Genomic DNA, 18,995 nt, shown 5'->3' on the forward strand with positions numbered 1-18,995 from the left:
CTTCCTACGGTGGTGCGCATCACCTCCACTCACCGACCTGGCCAGGACGTTCCCATGACAGCCCCCACTGCCCCGATCGCCCCCGCAGACCGCCGCCCGGACGTTCCGGCCACCGCACAGCCCGAGCAGCTCGGCCCCACAGCAGAAAACGCTCCGATCCCAGCAGCTCGCTGGCACAGCCGCAGTCTCAGCCGCCGTCTGATCGGCCGCGTCGCACTCCTCGCGGCAGTCCTGTGTCTGTTCACGCCGGGCGCGCTCACCCTGCAGGCATGGCATGCGCCTCACGCCGCGGCCGCCATCACCGATGAACAGCTCTCCGCCGGCGGCGTGCTGCGCGAGTCGACCACACAGCCGGTCGCGCCGGGCCTCGACCTGACCACCTTTTCCCGCCTCGAGGAGCCTGGCTGGAACGAAGGCAGTGTTCTCACGGCAGACCTGACCGAATCGACCCTTTCCCTCGACGTGCAGGACACCGGAACCGTCACCGGCCGGGCACCGCTGCCTGAGGTGATGCGCAGCGGTGAGAACGGCGAGCGCGCCGTCGCCGCCGTGAACGGGACGTTCTTCGACATCAACCACTCCGACGCGCCGATCTTCACGTCCATCTCCCGCGACGGTCTGCGCACCGGCAACGGCACCCCGCAGCCGTCACTGACCATCACAGACGGCCTCGCTGCCGTGCAGAAACTGTCCGCCACGGGAACTCTCACCGACGCGGATGGCACCACGCACGAGCTCGCCGGTATGAACACCCCTCGCCTGGATCCGGATGGGATCGGCCTCTACACGGCTGCGTGGGGTGACTACACCCTGGATCGGCCCGTCGGCGCACCGGACTCCCCAGCGGAACGGATCGCCACCGCCACCGTGGTCGACGGCACGGTCACCGAGGTCTCCGGCATCGTGGACTCCGTCGGCTCACGCAGCATCCCGGCTGGCGCGCAGCTGCTGCTGGGCCGCGAGGCCGGCGCCGACACCATCGCTGCTCTGCAGGTGGGCGACGCGGTAGACGTCAAGGTGGGACCCAGCGCCGATGTGGACCTGGGCATCGCCGGTTCGCACCAGATCCTCGTGGACGGCGAGGTCGCCGACATGGGTGATGACCCGCTGGCCACCGCCACTCATCCGCGCACTGCCGTGGGCATCAGCAAGGACGGCACCGAACTGTTCGTGCTGGTCCTGGACGGACGCTCCGCCCAGTCCCGCGGCATGAGCCTGTTCGAGCTGGCCGAACTGCTGCGCGACATGGGCGCCCACAACGCCGTGAACCTCGACGGCGGCGGCTCCTCCGCGATGGCGGCGCGTGTTGCCGGTGATGACGGGCCGCGGATCTGGAACTCTCCCTCCGACGGCACGGTGCGCGAGGTCCCCAACGCCCTCGTGTTCTACTCGGACGCCCCGGCCGATACTGTCTCCGACGTGCAGATCCGTGAAGCCCTGTCCGGTCAGACACGTGTGCTGTCCGGCATGCATCGCACGGTGACGGCCACGGGACTGGGCGGCAACCTCTCTCCGATTCCCGTCGACGGTGAGTTCGCCGCCGACGGGGCAGCTCAGCTGGCTGACGCCAACGCCGAGCGCGCCCTCGTGCAGGGCTCCGACGCCGGATCCGCACAGATCCGCTACCGGCACGGCGCATGGGAGGACTCCCTCGCGCTCTCCGTGCTCGGCGCACCGGTCGCCCTGACTCCCTCCGAGCGCGCCATCAGCCTGCCCGACGGCGAGAGCACAGCCACCGTGACCCTCACCGGCGTGGACTCTGATGGCCGTCGTGCCCGCGTGGAGACCGCCGACGTGAAAGTCACTGCCAGCGACGGCTTCACCGTGACCGACGACGGTCTCGGCACGTGGACCGTGCAGGGTACGGGCGCAGCCGATGCCGGCACGCTCACCTTCCGTCACGGGAATCTGAGCACCTCGGTCGCGCTGACCTTCGGCACCAGCACCGTGCCGGTCTTCGACTTCTCCGACACGTCGGCCTTCAGTGACGAATCGGCCCGCGCCACCGGCTCGTTCAGTGCCGCAGAAGGCCCCGTCGGCCCCGATGGCACACCGACTCCGGCCATCGGCATGGAGTACGACTTCACCACCTCCACCGCGACGCGCGGCTACTACCTGGTGGCCAACGATCCGGTCACTGTCGAGGGGACCACCCGCGCCCTCACCCTGGATGTGCGCGGCGACAGCACCGGGGCATGGCCGCGCCTCCAGATCAAGGACGCCGCCGGCACCGTGACCAACCTCGACGGCCCGCACATCGACACCGACGGCTGGCACCCGCTCACCTTCACTGTCCCCGACGGGTTGCCGCAGCCGATCACCGTGGAGCGGATCCGCATCATGGAGACGCGCCCCGATGCCTCCTACACCGGCTCGATCGCGGTGGCGAACCTGCAGGCGATCACCACACCCACCGCGGAGGTCGACCCTGAGCAGCACATTCACGACCCTGCGCTGCTGAGCCAGGGAAGCGTCGACGAGCGTCCCCAGCGCATCGCGGTCATGTCCGACGCCCAGTTCGTCGCCACTGATCCCGACTCGGCGTCGGTCGAGGGCGCCCGGCGCACACTGCGTGAGATCCGCGAGGCGGCACCTGATCTGCTGGTCATCAACGGGGACTTCGTGGATGAGGCCTCGCCCGAGGACTTCGCCCTCGCCCGGAAGATCCTCGACGAGGAGTGGGACAGCTCCATCCCCTTCGTGTACGTCCCGGGCAACCACGAGATCATGGGTGGGGACATCGCGAACTTCGAAGCCGCCTTCGGTGAGGTGACCACCAGCCAGGACCTCGACGGCACCCGCGTGATCACCCTGAACTCGGCGTACGGCAGCCTGAACGGCGGCGGCATCGACCAGATCGCTGAGCTCGAGCGGCAGCTGGAGGAGGCACGCGAATCCGAATCCGTCACCGGCGTCGTGGTGATGTTCCACCACCCGCCCAGTGACCCGCTGCCCTCCAAGCTCAGCCAGCTGTCGGATCAGCGTGAGGCCCGCGCCATCGAACGCGAGCTGGGCACCTTCCGGGCCGAGTCCGGAAAGTCTGCCGCCGTGATCAACGGGCATGTCGGCGTGTTCCACGGTTCTGCGGTCGACGGCGTCACCTACCTGATCAACGGCAACTCCGGGAAGCAGCCGGCTGGGACGCCCCAGACCGGTGGCTTCACGGGATGGACCATGGTGGGCATTGACCCGTCGGCCGGTGTCGTGGGCTCGAACCCCGGCACCCAGGATCGGGTGGACTGGCTGGCCGCGGAGACTCGTCCCTGGGTCGACACGCTGAACCTGGTCGCACCCGCGGAGCTGGACGCCCGCGCCGAGGATCCGGCCCAGGTCTCCGCGACACTGGTCCAGGACGGCCGTGAGGTCCCCGTCGCCTGGCCGGTCACGGCGCAGTGGGGCGGTCAGGGTGTTCTGATCGAGGACGGCAGCGGGGATGAGCAGGTGCAGAGTGCGGATGCTGTGGTGCGGCTGAATCCGCGCACGGGCATGCTCACGGCACTGCGCAACGGGACGGCCACGCTCACGGTCACGGTCAACGGCCGCACGGCCGCGCAGCAGATCACGGTGACCGGCGCCGACGCGGCTGATCCGGGCGCGCCCGGGGATCCCGGCGATGGGGGTGACGGGGACGATGGGGGCGATTCTGGCACCGGCGACGGTGACACCGGTTCCGACGACGGCGATGACTCGGGCGACGGGGGTGACTCGGGCTCGGGAGACGACCAGGGCTCTGACCCCGCTGATCCCGCTCCCGGCGACACCGCCGACGGCGATGACTCGGGCTCCGAAGGCGACGACGCAGGGTCCGGCAACGGTAGCGACCAGGGCGCCGGCTCGGGCTCCGGGACCGATCACCCCGGCAGCGACGGCGACACGGGAACAGCCGATGAGGCAGGGCCCGCTGACGGCACGCGCGGCGCCGATGGCGCGGGCGCTGACTCGTCGGGCCGCCGCTCTCCCTCCGGCCGCGATGACCTCGCGCGCACCGGAACCGACGCGGGCTGGATGCTGGGCCTTGGCGGTGCGGTGATCACCGTCGGCGTCGGCGCCCTTGCTGCCCGTCGGCGCATGGGTGCTGCGCGCCGGCGCATGGGCTGACGCGCCGACCACGCGCCGTCGACGTCCGCGCCGCACTCCCACCGCACCGGCCACGCAGCCACATCGTTCACGCGTGGCGGTATTCGTGAAGCCGCGGATATAGCGCCACACACCCACGAATACCGCCACGCGTGAACCACTTTCCCCCACCAACCCACGCCACCAGGCGTCGGCCACCTCGCCACGCAACCCGAACCAGCGGAGCCGAACCCCCATCCCACCTGCACCGCACCAGCTGACCCACAGGAATCCAGGTTCGGTCACCCCCGCCGCCGCTCAGGGCAACGGGATAGCCTTCTGTCAGACCTGAGACGAGGGACAGCAGGAGCGAGGGAGCCGGTGAGCGAAGGCAGTCGGCCGTCAGCCCAGCAGCGAACAGAGCACGTGGTGGACACGCAGACAGAACGCACCGCGGGCCACCAGCCCACGCCCGCCAACCGCACAGCAACCCCCACCACGCCGCACGTCCCGATCAACGAGGACGGCGCCAGGGGCCCCGGCAATAGGAACCGCCCCGAGCCCACTCACGCCGAAACCAGTGGCCGCGCCGCCATGCCGGGCAACCGTGACCTGCCGTGGAAGGCCACGGCGGAGCGCCGGAACCTCTGGGGACCGGTGGATCGGCCGCTCGAGGGCGAGGTGCACGAACCCCACTCCACCGCCCTCGTCAGGCCCACACCCCGTCGCGCGAACCCCCTGGTCAGATTTGGTATCCCCGTGATCACTGGTGGCATCGCCGCGCTCGGCGTCGTTGCGCTCGGCCTCACGGGGCTGATCGCCGTTCCACTCGCAGTGATGGGTGGCGCGGGTGCTGGCGTCCTCACCGCCGGAGGCGCCGGCGGCCTGATCCATCTGATCCGTCGGTCCACGCGTTCGGATCGCTCCCTCCCAGCAGCCACAGCTGACTCCCCCGACGGCACCCGCGAGATGCTTGAACGGATCCTCAGCGCATGCGCTGGCCTCGATGGCCGCATCCGTGCTCTACGTCGCTCCGCCTCGGAACCGACCGCGATCACCGTGCTGCAGGACGCCTCAGCGTTGATCACCCGTATCGAGGCGCTGGCAGGGTCGCCAGAGATCGCCACGCTGCGCCCAAGCTCCAGCGAGGTGATACTCCTGGACGGCGTGGCCTGTCGCTACGTGCCGGAGCTCCTAGATGCTGCCGAGCGCACCATCGAGTACCTCACCACCTTCCAGGGGCAGGCCCGCGCTGACGCCCTCGAGAACCTGCAGGATGTGGATCGACAGCTTGAGGTGCTCGCCGACGGTATCGAACGCATTGAGCAGGACCTCGTCTCCGGGGTGTCGCGCTCGCTCGAGGTGCACGCCGAGTTCCTCCGCACCCGCTTCGCTGACCAGCACCTGAACCCGATCATCGACGTCTGAACCAGACCCGCCCCACCAGATCAGACCCCGCTCATCCCCGTCCGCACCAGAACCGCCCAGCCGAGGAGGCCCCCATGGACAAGCTGCAGCCGCCCACCCCCGCCGACGACATCGTCCCCGCCGAGCCGGTCGAGGAAGTCAGCGAGAAGAAGGCCGTTTCCCTGCTCCCGGATATGCCGACGGAACAGCGTGAGGAGCTGGAGCGCCGCGCCGACCAGTGGGTCACGGAGATCTCGCAGCTGAACCCGCACTCGCAGGAGTTCACGGCGCAGGTCAATGCCCTGGGGGCGGTGGCGCAGCGCACCTTCGAGCGCACGTCCAGCACGAGCTCGCGCTTCATGGAGCAGTCGCTGCAGGATGCGAAGGACTCCGGTGGTGCGCAGAAGGAGGTTTCCAAGAGCCTTGCGGATCTGCGCACCACGATGGAGAACCTCGCCCCGCAGGAGGACACGTTCGTCTCCAAGGCGCTGAGCTTCCTGCCTGGCCGTAATCCGGCCGCCCGCTACTTCCGGTCTTTCGAGTCGAATCAGAAGCAGCTCGATGGCGTGCTCGCGGCGCTTGCACGCGGCCAGGAGATGCTACAGAAGGACAATGCCGAGCTTGCGGTCGAGCGTCGTGGCCTGTGGGAGGACTTGGGCGCGTTGCAGAAGGCCGCCGCTCTGCTGCAGCTGCTCGATGAGAAGACGGTGGCTCGCGTCGCGCAGGCCCGGGCAGAGGGGAAGGCGGATGCCGCCGACGCCCTCGAGCGCGATGTTCTGTTCGCGGTCCGTCAGCGCCGCCAGGACATGGCCACCCAGATCGCCGTCACGGTGCAGGCGTATATGGCGATGGGTCTGATCGAGGACAACAACACCAAGCTCGGGCAGGGCGTTGATCGCGCCCGCACCACGACGGTGACGGCGCTGCGCACCGCGGTGATCACGGCGCAGGCGCTGGAGAATCAGAAGCTGGTGCTGGATCAGATCGACGCTGTCAACGCCACCACGGATTCGCTGGTGGCGAGGACGTCCCAGATGCTGGCCGACAACTCCGTGAAGATCCAGGAGCAGGCCACGACCTCGGGGGTCTCCGCGGAGACGCTGCAGGCGGCGTTTGACAATCTGTTCACGACGATGGACGGCATCGATTCGTTCCGCATGCAGGCGAACGAGAACTTCCTGGCCACGGTCGGTGCGCTGGAGTCCCAGGTCAAGCGTGCCCAGCCGTACATGGATCGCATGCAGGGCGCAGCAGGCCAGCAGCAACAGCTCGAAGCGGCCACGTCAGACCTGTTGCGCATCGAGGAGGACTGAGCCGACGGAGCCGTGGCGCGGGCTGCCGGGTGTTGCTGCGTTGCGTCGGTCGCGCCTGGTCAGGATTCCAGCCGCACAGCCTCCCCGGTGCGCACGGACTCCTGCGCCGCGGCGACCACGCGCACAGTGCGCAGGCCGACCTCCCCGTCGGGGGCGACGGCCTCCCCGGTGCGGACCGCTGCGAGGAACGCCTCCAGGAGCTCGCCGTCGAGGTTCGTCCCGTAGGGGTGCCACTGGCCGGGACCGCCAACTCGCTGCGCGAAGGCATCGATCTGCAGCTGTCCGCCGGTGCCCAGAGCCTGCAGACGCAGACCGCCCCAGGTCGGGGAGTCGGCCGGTTCCGACCACGAGCAGTCGATGGTGGCGACCATCCCACTGCCATAGGTCAGGGTGACCAGACCGCCCGTCTCCGCGCCCTCGCCCGCCCGGTCGGCATACAGGATGCGATTGGCGACCGCGTGCACTGTCGCCGGCGGCCCGAAGATCGAGTCGAGGATCTCGGCGACATGCACGGTGTGGTCCACCATCGCGCCGCCGCCGGAGAGCTCGACATCGGTGAACCAGTCACGCCCCGTCGGCAGCTTGCCATTGTTGGTGCCGGTCAGGCCGACGATCTCGCCCAGGGATCCGTCCTGGACGGCGCGGCGCAGCGTCTCCACGGCCGGGGAGAAGTGGACCGGGAAGGCCGTCATCAGGACGACGCCGGCCTCGCGGCAGGCGGCCACCATCTCCTCGGCGTCTGCGACGGTGGTCGCGAGCGGTTTCTCGCACAGCACATGGACCCCACGACGGGCGGCCTCCATCACCAACGCATGGTGATGGGCGTTGGCGCTGGTCACGACGATCGCGTCGGGCCCGTCAGCCCAATGCGCCCAGGCTTCGTCGTAGCTGGCGACGACGGGGACGCCGGGAACAGAGACATCCCCGAACCCGTCCGGGTCGGCGATCACGAGCTCGACGTCGGCGCGAGCAGCGAGCAGACGCGCATAGCCGGAGGCATGGGTGTGCGCGCAGCTCATCAGCGCGACCTTCAGGGTCTGATCGATGGTCAGCATGTGATCCTCCGTCCGGTCGTCAGCGCTTCCAGGGCCGCGCGGGCGATACGCACCGCTTCCACACCGTCCTCGCAGGTCACGTCGGCCTCTCCCTCGCCGTGCAGGGCTCGGATGAAGTCTTCGATCTCCACGGTGTAGGGGCTGCGCATTGTGGAGACGTCGGGCAGGAAGCCTCCGCCGCTCGAGCGCCGACCCGCCGCGACGGCATCGAACTCGATGCCGGTCTCTTTGGCGGAGTCGTACTCGAGACGGCCGCCGTCTCCGGCAAGGCTGAAGGTGTAGCGGAACGCTGTTCCCGCCGGACCCCACAGGCCGCGGCAATGGGTGATCACACCGGAGCGGTGCGTGAGCACCACGTGGGCGGTGCGCACCGCATCGGAGTCCGAGGAGATCGACTGCTGGGCGTAGACGCTCTTGGCCGGGCCCGCGATCCACAGGGCCTGGTCGATGTCGTGGATCATCTGGTCCATGATGATCCCGCCGGATACGGACTCGTCAGCGAACCAAGGCTGCTTGGGCATCGCACCAGTGCGCTCGTAGCGCAGCACCGCCGGGCTACCGATGCGACCGGCCAAGACCGCCCGACGGGCTGCCTGGTACTGCGGGAAGTACCGCACCACGTGCGCGGGCAGAACCGTGCGACCGGCCGTCCGCGCATGCTCGAGGATGCCCTCGGCTTCCTCGACCGTGAGCGCCAGAGGCTTTTCGCAGACCACGTCGAGACCCGCGTCGAGCGCGGCGTGGACCTGCTCGGCGTGGACTGCGGTCGGTGTGCAGATGTCCACCACGTCGACGGCCCCCATCAGCGACTCCGGTGAGTCGTGGACGGTGGCCCCGTAGGCGTCGGCGAACGCCTCGGCCCCCTCGAGGGAGAAGCAGTGGATCTCGGCGCCGGCTTCCACCCAGCCAGGGGCGTGGGCGCGGGAAATGCCGCCGGTGCCGACCACACCGACGCGCAGGGCAGGGGTGCTCATCTAGGGGCTCATCCTTCCTCGAGGCCGACGCTCTCGCAGGTGCCGTCGTGCGGGCGGTCACCGAGGTAGCGGTGCCATAGACGACCCTGTCGGGGGTACGGATCGACCCTATCGCCAGCCACCGACAGACGACGGGACCACGCCGTCCCCCGGTAGCCCGATAGCTCGGTCCGGCAGTCGCCTCCCGAGCCGACAGGACAGGCGACAGTCAGCGGCACACAGCAGCCCACATCGTGGCACCAACGCAGGCTCAGCCCTCCAGTGCCGGCAGGATCTCGCGAGTCCAGGCGGCCACGGCGTCGAGGTCACGGAAATCGCCTCGCGGAACCCGCATAGCTTTCATCAGTGCCTTCTCGTGCAGCGGCAGTTTCTCGAGCAGCACCCAGCCGGGGAAGTTGCGCACGGCGACGGGGTCGAATCCGCAGTCGGCCACGAAGGAGTCCATGCCCTGCTGGCGCCCGGCCTTGGCGGGGTCTGAGGCGGAGCCGGAGCAGGAGAACACCGCCACCGGCATGCTCGCCAACTGACGGCGATGCCTCGATGTCCAGGTCACGGCAGACTTCTCGAGGCTGTCCATGCGGATGCCGGAACCGAGGATCACGGCGTCGTGACCGGACGGATCGGGGTTGTCGCGCACGTCGACGGCTTCCCCGGCGATGCCCATCTGACGCAGCTGCGCGACGATGGCATCGGCCAGGGTGCGCGTTGCGCCGGAGTGGGTCGCGTAGGCCACCAGGATGCTCATGGCGGTCAGTGTGGCAGGCGGCCACGCGCGTCTTCGGGGACCGTCGGCCCTCACGTGCTCTTGACCTGCACGCATGCAGCGTCCGTGTGGCTGGACAGTCCGCGAGCCGCGGTACAGGCGCAGAGTCCGTGCGCGATCCGATAGTGTCGGCTCCAGAAGCCGGATAGGAGACGGCGCGGCACCGTTGCCGTGGCGACGCAGCCACCGGTAGACGCGGGGAGTTGGGGGATGATGGACGAGTCGATGGAGTCAGCACCGCGAGCGGGGCGGGCGGTGCTGATGCCACCCGACCTGATACGTGTTCTGATCGCTGGCATCGCCGGGGTACTGCTGGCGGGTGGAACACTCCGCGCCCTGGGCCCGGGCATACGCGACGAGGGCGGAGCCTCATTGCTGTTCGGTCTGGTGTTCTACACCATCGTGATCACGGCAGCCGCCTACCGTCACGCAGGCGCAATGCTGGCCGCTGGCGGCGGCGCTGTGACGGTGGCCATCGGGGCGCTCAGTTCAACGATGCGTTTCAACCCTTACAACGACAAGCTGCGGACCCTCCGACTGGTATTACAGCATCCGTGGTACTCGCGGGTCTGCTGCTCGGCACCGGTCTCGGGATCAGTCTGCAGCGCTACCTGGCCGACTCCCGATACGCGCAGTGGCAGTGGCGACGGATCCTCACGGGGGTCGCTATCGCCGTGATCCCCAGTCTCATCGTGGGGTATGTGCTCTGGGATCTGATGGAGAGACTCTGGAACCACAATTGGGCCACGTTCATGATCCTCGTGCTGATCCCAGCGATCGCACTGGCCGCACTGTGCGCGATCTCGCCGGTAGCGGCAGTGCCCGCTCTCGTGATCCTGTTCTTGCGCATGGTCAGCGGGCCTGACATAAGCCCTGAGAATGTGCTGGAGACCCTCGTGGTGTGCAGCGTGCTGCTCCTGCTCACGATCACCTTCCTTGGTCCGATCGAATACGAGGACTCGACGGCCGACCACGTCGACTGATCCCAGATTGACCTGCAGGAACTATCCCTTCCGGGCACTGAGTCCCGCGCGAGTCTGGGTACGGTGGAGGTGTGCGCCGGTGCACCTGTAAGCGTGCCCCGGCGCCGCAGTTCGTGATCAACGATGACTCATGCGCGAAGGAGAGCTGACATGACTGCACTGCTTGAGGGACGCACCGCGCTGGTGACCGGCGGAACGCTGGGGATCGGTTTCGGGATCGCCACCCAGTTGCGCGAGCACGGCGCCCAGGTCGCGGTAACCGGCTTGACCGACGACGAATGCGGCCCGGCCCGCGAGGCGGGTTTCAGCGCGCATGTGCTGGATGTGCGCGATGGCGCCGCGTGCCGCCGCGTGATCGACGCTGTCGCCGAGGAGCTTGGTGGCCTGTCTGTTCTTGCCTCGAACGCCGGCGTGTACCCGCAGGCCACGATCGAGACAATGACCGATGAGGACATCGACCTGATCTTCGATATCAACGTCAAGGGCACCATCCATGCCGTCCAGGCGGCGATCCCCCACCTGGTGGCGTCTGGCCGCGGCCGGATCGTGCTGACCAGCTCCATCACCGGCAACTACACGGGCTTCCCCGCCTGGTCCCACTACGGCGCGACGAAGGCCGCGCAGATGGGTTTCGCTCGCTCCGCAGCAATCGAGCTCGCACGCAAGGGCGTGACCGTCAACGCCGTTCTGCCCGGCAACATCGTCACGCCCGGCCTCAAGGAGCTCGGGCAGGAGTACATGGATTCGATGGCTCGCTCGGTGCCGGCGGGCTTCCTGGGCGAACCCTCTGACATCGGCAATGCGGTCGCGTTCCTTGCCTCGGACGGCGCCCGGTACATCACCGGTCAGGACATCGTGGTGGACGGTGGCCAGATCCTGCCGGAAACCCCGGAAGCACTGGAGGGGCTCGACACGCTCTGACCTGGGCTCTGATAGTCATCGATCCCATGGCGGTTCGGCCTCATGCGATGCGCGGGGCCGTTGCGCGAGGACGCGAGGGAAGCCGACGGGCTCTAGGCGTTACTCGGCAGCGCCCGGGCGGTGATAGTGAGGGCGTTGGGGTCGGCACACAGGTCCCGGTCTGTCACCAGGATCGGGACATGCAGGAGATGCCGACCTGCCCCCAGCGACCGTTCCGTGATGGGCCGGCCCGCAGCCTGCACGAGAACCCGGACGGGCCGTGTGGTATCCACGCGCACATCGACGGTCACGGCATCGCCGGCCTGCATGCCGGTACGGACAGGACCCAGGCTGGCCTGCAGATTCTCGCGGGCGAAGCTGTGTTCGTTGCCCGGCATCATGGACTGCAGGCCGGCGGCGCCGGGGTGATCACGCGGATCGCGGGAGGCCGGCAGATCGCGGGGATGCGCGGGCGCAGCGGCCTGTGCGACCTGCCGCAGGGTGAGGTCGATTCGCGTCTCAGGTTCGGCCCGCCTCTCACCCAGCCCGGTGGTCGTCGGCGTGGCTGATGCGGATGCGCTCTCGGACGCCGGGGACGTGGCCGACGAGTCGGGCAGCTCGGCGGAAAGTGGTTGGTTGACGTCCTGCAAGCGCACGCGCCGGAACCGCAGCTCGCGATAGCCGTCGGCCTCCCAGAGCACACCGATCTCCCGCAGGTCCTGTGGACTTCGCGTGTCCGTCTGCGGGCCCTCGCCGGAGGTGGCAACTGCCTGTGCTGCGTGAGGGCTGAGGTCCACGAGGGCTGAGTAGGCCGCTGACCCGTCGTCGATCACGAGCTGGCGCGTCCACGTCTGGCCGCCGTCATCGCTGCAGGTGATCGCGAGGTTCCTGCGCACCTCCGGATCGGCGCAGTGGGAGACAACGAGAGTCTCCCCCAGGGTGAGCAGATCACCGTTGCAGCTGGGGTCCACAAGCGCGTCGATCGGCTCCCAGGGGCTGAAGCTCTCCCCGCCGTCGGTGCTGAGTGCCTGCAGCCGACATCCGCGGGCGCGGGCGTGCAGCACGACGGCGCCGTCGGGTCGCTGAGCGATGGCGCTCTCATCGCCGCCGGGCGGCATCACACAGGTCATCCGCCAGGTCCGGCCGTGATCATCGGAGGCGAGCACCGCGACGCGGATCTGCCCGTCGATACGGGCCACCGCCCCGGTGAGGAGCCGTCCCGGCGCCGTCGAGCCCTCATGCAGTGCGATGCCGTGGCCGGAGGCGACGAACAGGCCCGCAACATCGCCGTCGATGTTCTGGCGGGCGAGCGTCTCGCGAGCGCTCGTGCGGATCGTGCGGGTGTGCGTGCGATGAGTCCACGCAGCACGATGCTCGGGATCTTCCGCGAGCAGATCGGCGATGCGGGCAGTGGAGCTGGATGTGCGCAGCAGGTGGGGGTCGGTGTCGTCGTCACCCGATCGGGAGTCCCAAAAACCCACCGCGTCGGACTCCGCGTACAGCACGTGCAGCAGGTCCCCGTCGCCGATCACGCACGGATCCCCGTAGCCGCGTACACCGGTGCCGTCGTCGGTGGTGCGCAGAATGCGGATATCGGACCAGGTTGCGCCACGGTCGTGGCTGATCGCATAGGCAACGTCGATGGGGCCGGGCAGGTCAGTGAGGGTGGGCCGGGCATCGAAGACCGCGATCAGCGTGTGCTCATCAAGCCGAGCCAGCGCGGGAATGCGGAAGACGCTGGAAGGTAGGTGCTCGTGCTGCGTGCCGCTGCGGGCCACCACCACATGATCAGCATCAGCACGTGGTGTGATGGCGGGATCGGTGCTGATCACGAGCTGTGCGCGTGCATACGGCAGGGCGGCGTCAGGTGGTTCTTCTGCCGGACCGTCAGACGTGCCATCGACAGTGCGCAGCCAGCTCTCGGCGATGAGGCGGTGTCCGGCGGGTGTGGGATGGATGCCGTCGGCCGCGAGCTCTGCCGGCGGAACTGTGTTCAGCACGGCTTCATCCATCGCGCGCGCGAGGTCCACGAGCTCGGCTCGCTCGCGCCGGGCGATGCGTCGGACGACGTCTGCGGCCCGCTCCATGTCCGGACGCAGGGCATGGATCTGCTCATCGACGTCGAGGAGGAACGGCGTCATGAGCACCAGGCGCGCGAGCGGTGTCTCCGAACGAATCCGATGACACAGTGCCGTGAGCTGCGCGTCGAAGGCGTCGATGTCGAGGTGCCCGGCGTCGCTGCGGGCAGCGCGGCGCACATCGTTGATGCCCACGAGCACAGTCAACACATCGGGCTGCTCGGGGAGCGCGTCACGCTCGAAGCGTGCGGCAAGCTGCTCCACACCGTCGTGCGGGACCCCACGGTTCAGGACGCGCACTGAGGCTTGGGCGGCGTCGGAGGCGTTAGCCGCAAGGTGGTCGGCGATCAGGCGGACGAAACCCTGCCCCAGGCCGTCCTCATCGTGTTCGCGATGCTCGGCAGTGATCGAATCTCCGTAGAACAGAAGGATCCGATCGCGGTCCTGTGAGTGGTTCGTGCTGCTAAACGCCGGATCAATCATCATGGTCCTCCGTGACCTGAGCGTTCGTGTCGCAAGCGAACATCGCCGCTCCAGTGCATCGTTAACCGCCTGTGATCGCTTGCTCGACGGTGTAGCGGCCTATTGCCGCTGTCTACTCATGGAATGATGCAACCCCGGATCGCCCATCAGCGAGCTTAGCCGTGAGCCTAGCGGCCTGGCACCCCGACTCTCACCTGAACGTACAGCAGTCCCGCAAGTCATGGAGGTGACCTATTGGTCGGGTCTCGGCGGCTATCGCTCGGTGGATGCTTGGTCGAGCTTGGTGAGGGTGGTGCCGAGTTCGTGCGTCGAGGTCTGCGATGGTGCGGGAGTTGAGGGCCATCTCGAAAGGCGGCGTCGGCTTGCAGCATGGAGGTCGCGACGATGCAGTCGCGGACGCACTCGTCGGGTTGTGCTGCGCCGCACCCTTGTTGGCGGATTTCTGTGCAGTGATTCGCCGTATCCTGCTTCATTGCAGTTATGCGATGGTGATCTCCCGGCATACCGGAACCGCTGCCCAAGGTCCACAGATGGCATGTGGGGAGGCGTGACGGTGCCACGAGATCGGCGCAGCACGGGCGTTCCTACCGTGAGAGCTGTTGGTCGGTGGGCAATGGGTAGAGCGTGCGGATCACGTCAGCCGCTGGCCCGGTGGGCGCATTGCGATATCCGGTACCTGCCCACAAGTGGACGCGGTGGGGGTCGTGGGCTTGGGCGGCGGCTTGCCGCAGGGACCGTGTGAGGTGATGGACGGCCGGGTAGGCGGCTGGTGCGTGGGCGTCGTGTTGGGCGATGAAGTCGTTGGCGAGGGCTCGGGCGGGTCGTCCGGTGAAGGCGCGGGTCAGCACGGTGTGGTCGAAGTTGGGGGCAGCCAGTGCTGCTCGATGCACGGGTGAGGTTCCAGCCTCGTCCGTGCGCAGCAGGAGAGTGCCGACGGCGGCGGCGATGGCTCCGGCGTCGAGGACAGCGCGAACCGCGGTTGCGCCGTCTAGGCCTCCGGCGGCAATCAGGGGAAGCTCAGTAATGCTCTGGATGCTCGTGATGAGGGTTGGCAGGTCCACTGATGCTGGAATGCGAGTGGGGTCGAACGTGGCGCTATGGCCTCCCGCCGCTTCACCCTGGACGATCAACCCGTCCGCGCCGTGCTCTGCGGCCGCGTGTGCTTCATCCGGCGTCGTCACCGTGATCACCACGTAGGTCCCCGCCCGACGCAGGGCAGCCATGTCTGTTGCGGGAGGAAGCCCGAATGTGAAGGACACGACGGGCACGGGATGGGTGGTCAGCAACGCGATCTTCTCGTGCCAGTGGTCGTCGTCGGCGACTGGCTCGCGGCTTAGCTGCACGCCATGCCTGGCCGCGTCGGGGGCGAGTTCGCTGGCGTATGCGGTGAACGCTGCCGTATCGACCGTCTGGTCGCCGGGGGTGAAAATGTTGACCCCGAACGGTGCCCCCGTGGCGCGGATCTGCTCGATCTCTTGATGGAGAGCTTCCGCGGTCTTGTACCCACCGGCAAGGAAGGGGAACCCGCCTGCTTCTGCGACAGCGGTCGCCAAGCGAACGGTGGTGGGGCCGCCGGCCATCGGCGCAGCAATGATCGGTCTCGGGGTCACAAACGGTTGAATGCTCATGGAACGTGGTCCTCTCTGATCGGTGACACGGGTTGGGTGACAGCACGCATATGTCAGGGATGGTCGGCAGAGCGCCTACCGGTAGCGATCACGCAGGCGAGAGCCACTGAAGCGTCCTGGGTTTTGTTCCGTGGTCAGGACGCAACGGGCGCGGAGTCCTGGTGGTGAGTGTAGGCCGCCGTAGCCTTTGCGGGAGTGCGGTAGCCCAGGGCCTTGTGGAGGCGGCGCGTGTTCCACCAGTGCACCCACCCCATGGTGGCGATCTCGACCGCCTCGACGGACTCCCAGAACCGCTTGGAGTGGATGAGCTCGGCCTTGTAGAGCCCGTTGACCGTCTCGGCCAGGGCGTTGTCGTAAGAGTCGCCCACGGTGCCTACCGAAGCCGTCACCCCGGCGGTGATGAGGGCATCACAGTACGCCAAACTGACGTACTGGGCGGATTCAACTGGTCGTTGCAACACCCTGTCAGAGAGGGTGGTCATGGGTCGTCCAGCGGGATGGTTGAAGGAGCTCACGGGAAGGAATCCGATGATCTCGCCCGGGGCCCCATCGAGCAGGCGGAGCATCGAGCGAGAGTTCTGGGTGCGGATCGCCAGTGGGGCCTCGTCCGAGGATGCGGCGGCGGCGATCGGCGTGTCACCCGCGGTCGGGGCCCGCTGGTTCCGTCAAGGTGGCGGCATGCCGACGATCACGTTGTCCCCGCCAGGTGGACGGTACCTGTCATTCGCCGAGCGTGAAGAAATCGCGCTGATGCACTCCGGTGGTCTTGGTGTCCGCGAGATCGCACGCAGGCTCGGCCGGGATGCCTCGACGATCTCACGAGAGCTCCGCCGGAATGCGGCGACTCGGGGTGGGAAGCTCGAGTATCGGGCTTCGGTCGCACAGTGGAAGGCCGAACTGCTTGCCCGTCGCCCGAAGACCGCGAAGCTCGTAAGCAACCCAAGATTGCGCGAGTACGTTCAACAGCGCCTGGACGGGTGCCTGCGCTTGCCCGACGGAACTTGTGTCGACGGACCCAAGGTGGCGGAGTGGAAGGGCCGGAACAAGCCGCGCCGGGGCGACCGGAAGTGGTCTCTGGCGTGGAGCCCGGAGCAGATCGCTCAGCGAGTCAAGGTCGAGTTCCCCGATGATGAGAGCATGCGGATCAGTCACGAAGCGATATACCAGGCCCTCTACATCGAAGGGCGCGGAGCGCTCAGGCGTGAACTTGTCGCCGCGTTGCGGACCGGTCGATCACTGCGCAAGCCCAGAGCAAGGACGCGGAATAAGCCCCAGGGGCACGTCACTGCCGACGTCGTCATCTCCCAGCGGCCGGCCGAAGCCGCTGACCGGGCGGTGCCAGGCCATTGGGAAGGCGACTTGATCATCGGCACGAACCGATCTGCGATCGGCACCCTCGTCGAACGCAGCAGCCGCACGACGATACTGGTGCACCTGCCCCGCCTGCCTGGCTACGGCCAGCAGCCCCGAGAGAAGAACGGTCCGGCCCTGGCTGGCTACGGGGCCGGCGCGATGGCCCAGGCGCTGACCTCGTCAATCACGAACCTGCCGGCCCAATTACGCAAGACGCTGACCTGGGACCGTGGCAAAGAGCTCTCCGATCACGCGCAATTCTCGCTCGAGACGGGCACTCAGGTGTACTTCGCCGACCCCCACTCGCCGTGGCAGCGCCCGACGAACGAGAACACGAACGGGGTTCTGCGTCAGTACTTCCCGAAAGGCACAGATCTCACACGCTGGAGCGCACTGGAGCTCGAAGCCGTCGCATACACGCTCAACAACCGCCCCCGGAAAGTCCTCGGCTGGAGAACTCCCGCTGAGGTCTTCGCCGACCAGCTACACTCACTCGACAACACCGGTGTTGCAACCACCGATTGAATCCGCCTTGGGCTCCTCGGTCGCTGTGATGGATCAGTCCGCTCTGGCTGCGCACCGCGCCACTGGTCAGCAGTGCGTGCTCCAGCGCCAGCAGGGGCAGGCCGTCGGTGTGGAGGGTCGCAGAGACGGCCCATCCGACGATCTTGCGGGTGCATACGTCGGTGATGAAGGCGACGTAGCAGAATCCGGCCAGGATCCGCACGTAGGTCATGTCAGCGACCCACAGGCGGTTCGGCTGCTCTGCAGTAAAGCGCCGCTCGACCAGATCCGGGAGGGCATCGGGCACGTGAGTGGGGTATGTGGTGACCGGCTTCCGGCCACGCCGTACCCCCTGAAGGCCAGCTCCTCGCATGAGCCGGGCGACCTGGTCACGGCCCACATCCCAGCCAGCGCGCCGCATCGCATGGTGCATCTTCCGCACCCCGTAGACGCTGTAGTTCTCGGCGTGGATGCGCCGGATCTCCGGCAGGAGAACCTCATCCCGCAGAGCTCTGGCCGAGGGTGGGCGTGCCTTGGCGGCCCGGTAGCCGCGGGAGGTGATGAACCCACATTCTGTCGCGCTGAGCACGCGGCAGATGGCCTCGACCCCGAACTGATCACGGTGCTCGTCGATGAACCGGATCATCTCGTCGTGGGGCGGTCGAGTTCCGCGGCGAAAAAAGCCGAGGCCGCTTTGAGGATCTCGTTGGCACGGCGAGCTTCAGCCAGCTCGCGGCGCAAGCGCCGGTTCTCCTCCTCGAGCGACTCGCTGCTGCCAGCGGACGGTTCGGTGGGGCCGTAGCGGTTACACCAGATCCGCAGGGTCTCCAGGCCGACACCGAGTTGGGGTGCGATGGCCCGGATCGACTCTGCGCGCGGGCCTCCCTCGCGGGCCTGGCGGTCGTAGACCATGCGCACGGCGCGGTCACGCAGCTCGGGACTGAACTTCTTGGGCATACTCCGATTCTCCTTGCTGAGACTCGGAACAGAACCCAGGACGCTTCACGCCCTGCTTGGCTCGGCGCCCATCAACACTGGTGGTACACCCACCGCGAACTCCGCAAATGCCGTGCCTTGTTCCGCGGCCTTCTCCACCGCAACGAACTGTTCACCTGGCTGACCCTCGGCAATGTCCCACTGCCGAGGACCACCTCACCGCTCGAGGGTGGGCCGAACAAGGCCATCAAGGACCTTCTGCGCGTCCACCGGGGCCTGCCCGAAGACCATGCCCGACGCGGCATCGAATGGCTCCTCAACACCTGGTGCCAGTTCCCCCACGACCCATGGTCACTGGCCCAGCCTCACCAATGGACACCAACCAAGACCACACGGCGCGTCATCGACGAACCCGACGGGCCACAACCCGGCACCGCATTCTCATGGGAAGACGGCAACGGCATCCAGAAGGGCTGGGCAGGCCGCTGGCACCCATGACACGCCGACAGCCATACACACATTTCTGCCGCTAACCCACCGATGGAATGGGCCGCAAGAACTC

15 protein-coding genes and 1 other annotated feature are annotated in these 18,995 nt (G+C 67.8%); of the genes, 7 read left to right on the forward strand and 8 right to left on the reverse strand.

Annotation, left to right across the window (positions count from 1 at the left end; translation table 11 throughout):
• Positions 1-54 precede the first annotated feature (54 nt).
• The 3 genes from C8271_RS00580 to C8271_RS00590 all read left to right on the forward strand — a co-directional run bounded on the left by C8271_RS00580 (position 55) and on the right by C8271_RS00590 (position 6,776).
• Positions 55-4,098, forward strand: coding sequence for a phosphodiester glycosidase family protein (locus C8271_RS00580; RefSeq protein WP_106505676.1), 4,044 nt, complete (start codon positions 55-57; stop codon positions 4,096-4,098).
• Between the two features lie 339 nt (positions 4,099-4,437).
• A complete protein-coding gene (locus tag C8271_RS00585; protein ID WP_106505677.1) occupies positions 4,438-5,484 on the forward strand; it encodes a hypothetical protein in 1,047 nt (348 codons plus the stop codon).
• A 74-nt stretch (positions 5,485-5,558) separates the two neighbouring features.
• On the forward strand, positions 5,559-6,776 hold the full coding sequence (locus tag C8271_RS00590) for a toxic anion resistance protein (protein ID WP_106505678.1): 1,218 nt from the start codon (positions 5,559-5,561) through the stop codon (positions 6,774-6,776).
• Between the two features lie 59 nt (positions 6,777-6,835).
• Here the strand turns inward: C8271_RS00590 and C8271_RS00595 are convergent, their stop codons facing one another.
• The 3 genes from C8271_RS00595 to C8271_RS00605 form a co-directional block, all read right to left on the reverse strand.
• Positions 6,836-7,831, reverse strand: coding sequence for a Gfo/Idh/MocA family protein (locus C8271_RS00595; RefSeq protein WP_106505679.1), 996 nt, complete (start codon positions 7,829-7,831; stop codon positions 6,836-6,838).
• Positions 7,825-8,805, reverse strand: a complete 981-nt coding sequence (locus C8271_RS00600) for a Gfo/Idh/MocA family protein (protein ID WP_106505680.1) — start codon at positions 8,803-8,805, stop codon at positions 7,825-7,827. Before C8271_RS00600 ends, C8271_RS00595 begins: the two co-directional genes overlap by 7 nt.
• A 250-nt stretch (positions 8,806-9,055) precedes the next feature.
• Positions 9,056-9,550, reverse strand: coding sequence for a flavodoxin domain-containing protein (locus C8271_RS00605; RefSeq protein ID WP_106505681.1), 495 nt, complete (start codon positions 9,548-9,550; stop codon positions 9,056-9,058).
• A 572-nt stretch (positions 9,551-10,122) separates the two neighbouring features.
• Between C8271_RS00605 and C8271_RS00610 the strand changes: the two genes are divergently transcribed.
• Positions 10,123-10,551 carry a hypothetical protein gene (locus tag C8271_RS00610; RefSeq protein ID WP_106505682.1) on the forward strand — a complete coding sequence of 143 codons (429 nt, stop codon included), beginning with the start codon at positions 10,123-10,125 and terminating at the stop codon, positions 10,549-10,551.
• A gap of 150 nt (positions 10,552-10,701) precedes the next feature.
• Positions 10,702-11,472, forward strand: a complete 771-nt coding sequence (fabG, locus tag C8271_RS00615) for a 3-oxoacyl-ACP reductase FabG (protein WP_106505683.1) — start codon at positions 10,702-10,704, stop codon at positions 11,470-11,472.
• 92 nt (positions 11,473-11,564) lie between these two features.
• Here fabG and C8271_RS00620 read toward each other — a convergent pair whose 3' ends face one another.
• The 3 genes from C8271_RS00620 to C8271_RS00630 form a co-directional block, all read right to left on the reverse strand.
• Positions 11,565-14,015 (reverse strand): GDSL-type esterase/lipase family protein, encoded by a 2,451-nt coding sequence (locus C8271_RS00620; protein WP_106505684.1) that lies wholly within the window; start codon positions 14,013-14,015, stop codon positions 11,565-11,567.
• A gap of 581 nt (positions 14,016-14,596) precedes the next feature.
• Positions 14,597-15,640: a nitronate monooxygenase gene (locus C8271_RS00625; RefSeq protein ID WP_106505685.1), complete on the reverse strand. Its 1,044-nt coding sequence runs from the start codon at positions 15,638-15,640 to the stop codon at positions 14,597-14,599.
• Between the two features lie 134 nt (positions 15,641-15,774).
• Complete coding sequence (locus tag C8271_RS00630; protein ID WP_106505686.1) at positions 15,775-16,206, reverse strand: integrase core domain-containing protein; 432 nt, start codon at positions 16,204-16,206, stop codon at positions 15,775-15,777.
• Here C8271_RS00630 and C8271_RS00635 point away from each other — a divergent pair.
• Positions 16,121-17,518: an IS30 family transposase gene (locus C8271_RS00635; protein WP_425428177.1), complete on the forward strand. Its 1,398-nt coding sequence runs from the start codon at positions 16,121-16,123 to the stop codon at positions 17,516-17,518. The genes C8271_RS00630 and C8271_RS00635 overlap by 86 nt on opposite strands.
• Here C8271_RS00635 and C8271_RS00640 read toward each other — a convergent pair.
• Both C8271_RS00640 and C8271_RS00645 read right to left on the reverse strand, forming a co-directional pair.
• The gene (locus C8271_RS00640; protein ID WP_106505688.1) at positions 17,415-18,143 is read right to left on the reverse strand and encodes an IS3 family transposase; all 729 of its coding nucleotides are present in this window, start codon (positions 18,141-18,143) and stop codon (positions 17,415-17,417) included. The genes C8271_RS00635 and C8271_RS00640 overlap by 104 nt on opposite strands.
• Positions 18,086-18,182 (reverse strand) — a sequence feature (AL1L pseudoknot). (Overlaps the previous gene by 58 nt.)
• A complete protein-coding gene (locus C8271_RS00645; RefSeq protein ID WP_106505689.1) occupies positions 18,140-18,454 on the reverse strand; it encodes a transposase in 315 nt (104 codons plus the stop codon). Its footprint overlaps the feature before it by 43 nt. Before C8271_RS00645 ends, C8271_RS00640 begins: the two co-directional genes overlap by 4 nt.
• A 117-nt stretch (positions 18,455-18,571) precedes the next feature.
• Here C8271_RS00645 and C8271_RS14385 point away from each other — a divergent pair, with 117 nt between their 5' ends.
• On the forward strand, positions 18,572-18,931 hold the full coding sequence (locus C8271_RS14385) for a hypothetical protein (RefSeq protein ID WP_106505690.1): 360 nt from the start codon (positions 18,572-18,574) through the stop codon (positions 18,929-18,931).
• Positions 18,932-18,995 lie beyond the last annotated feature (64 nt).

Source organism: Brachybacterium timonense, from assembly GCF_900258505.1.
Taxonomy (GTDB): domain Bacteria; phylum Actinomycetota; class Actinomycetes; order Actinomycetales; family Dermabacteraceae; genus Brachybacterium; species Brachybacterium timonense.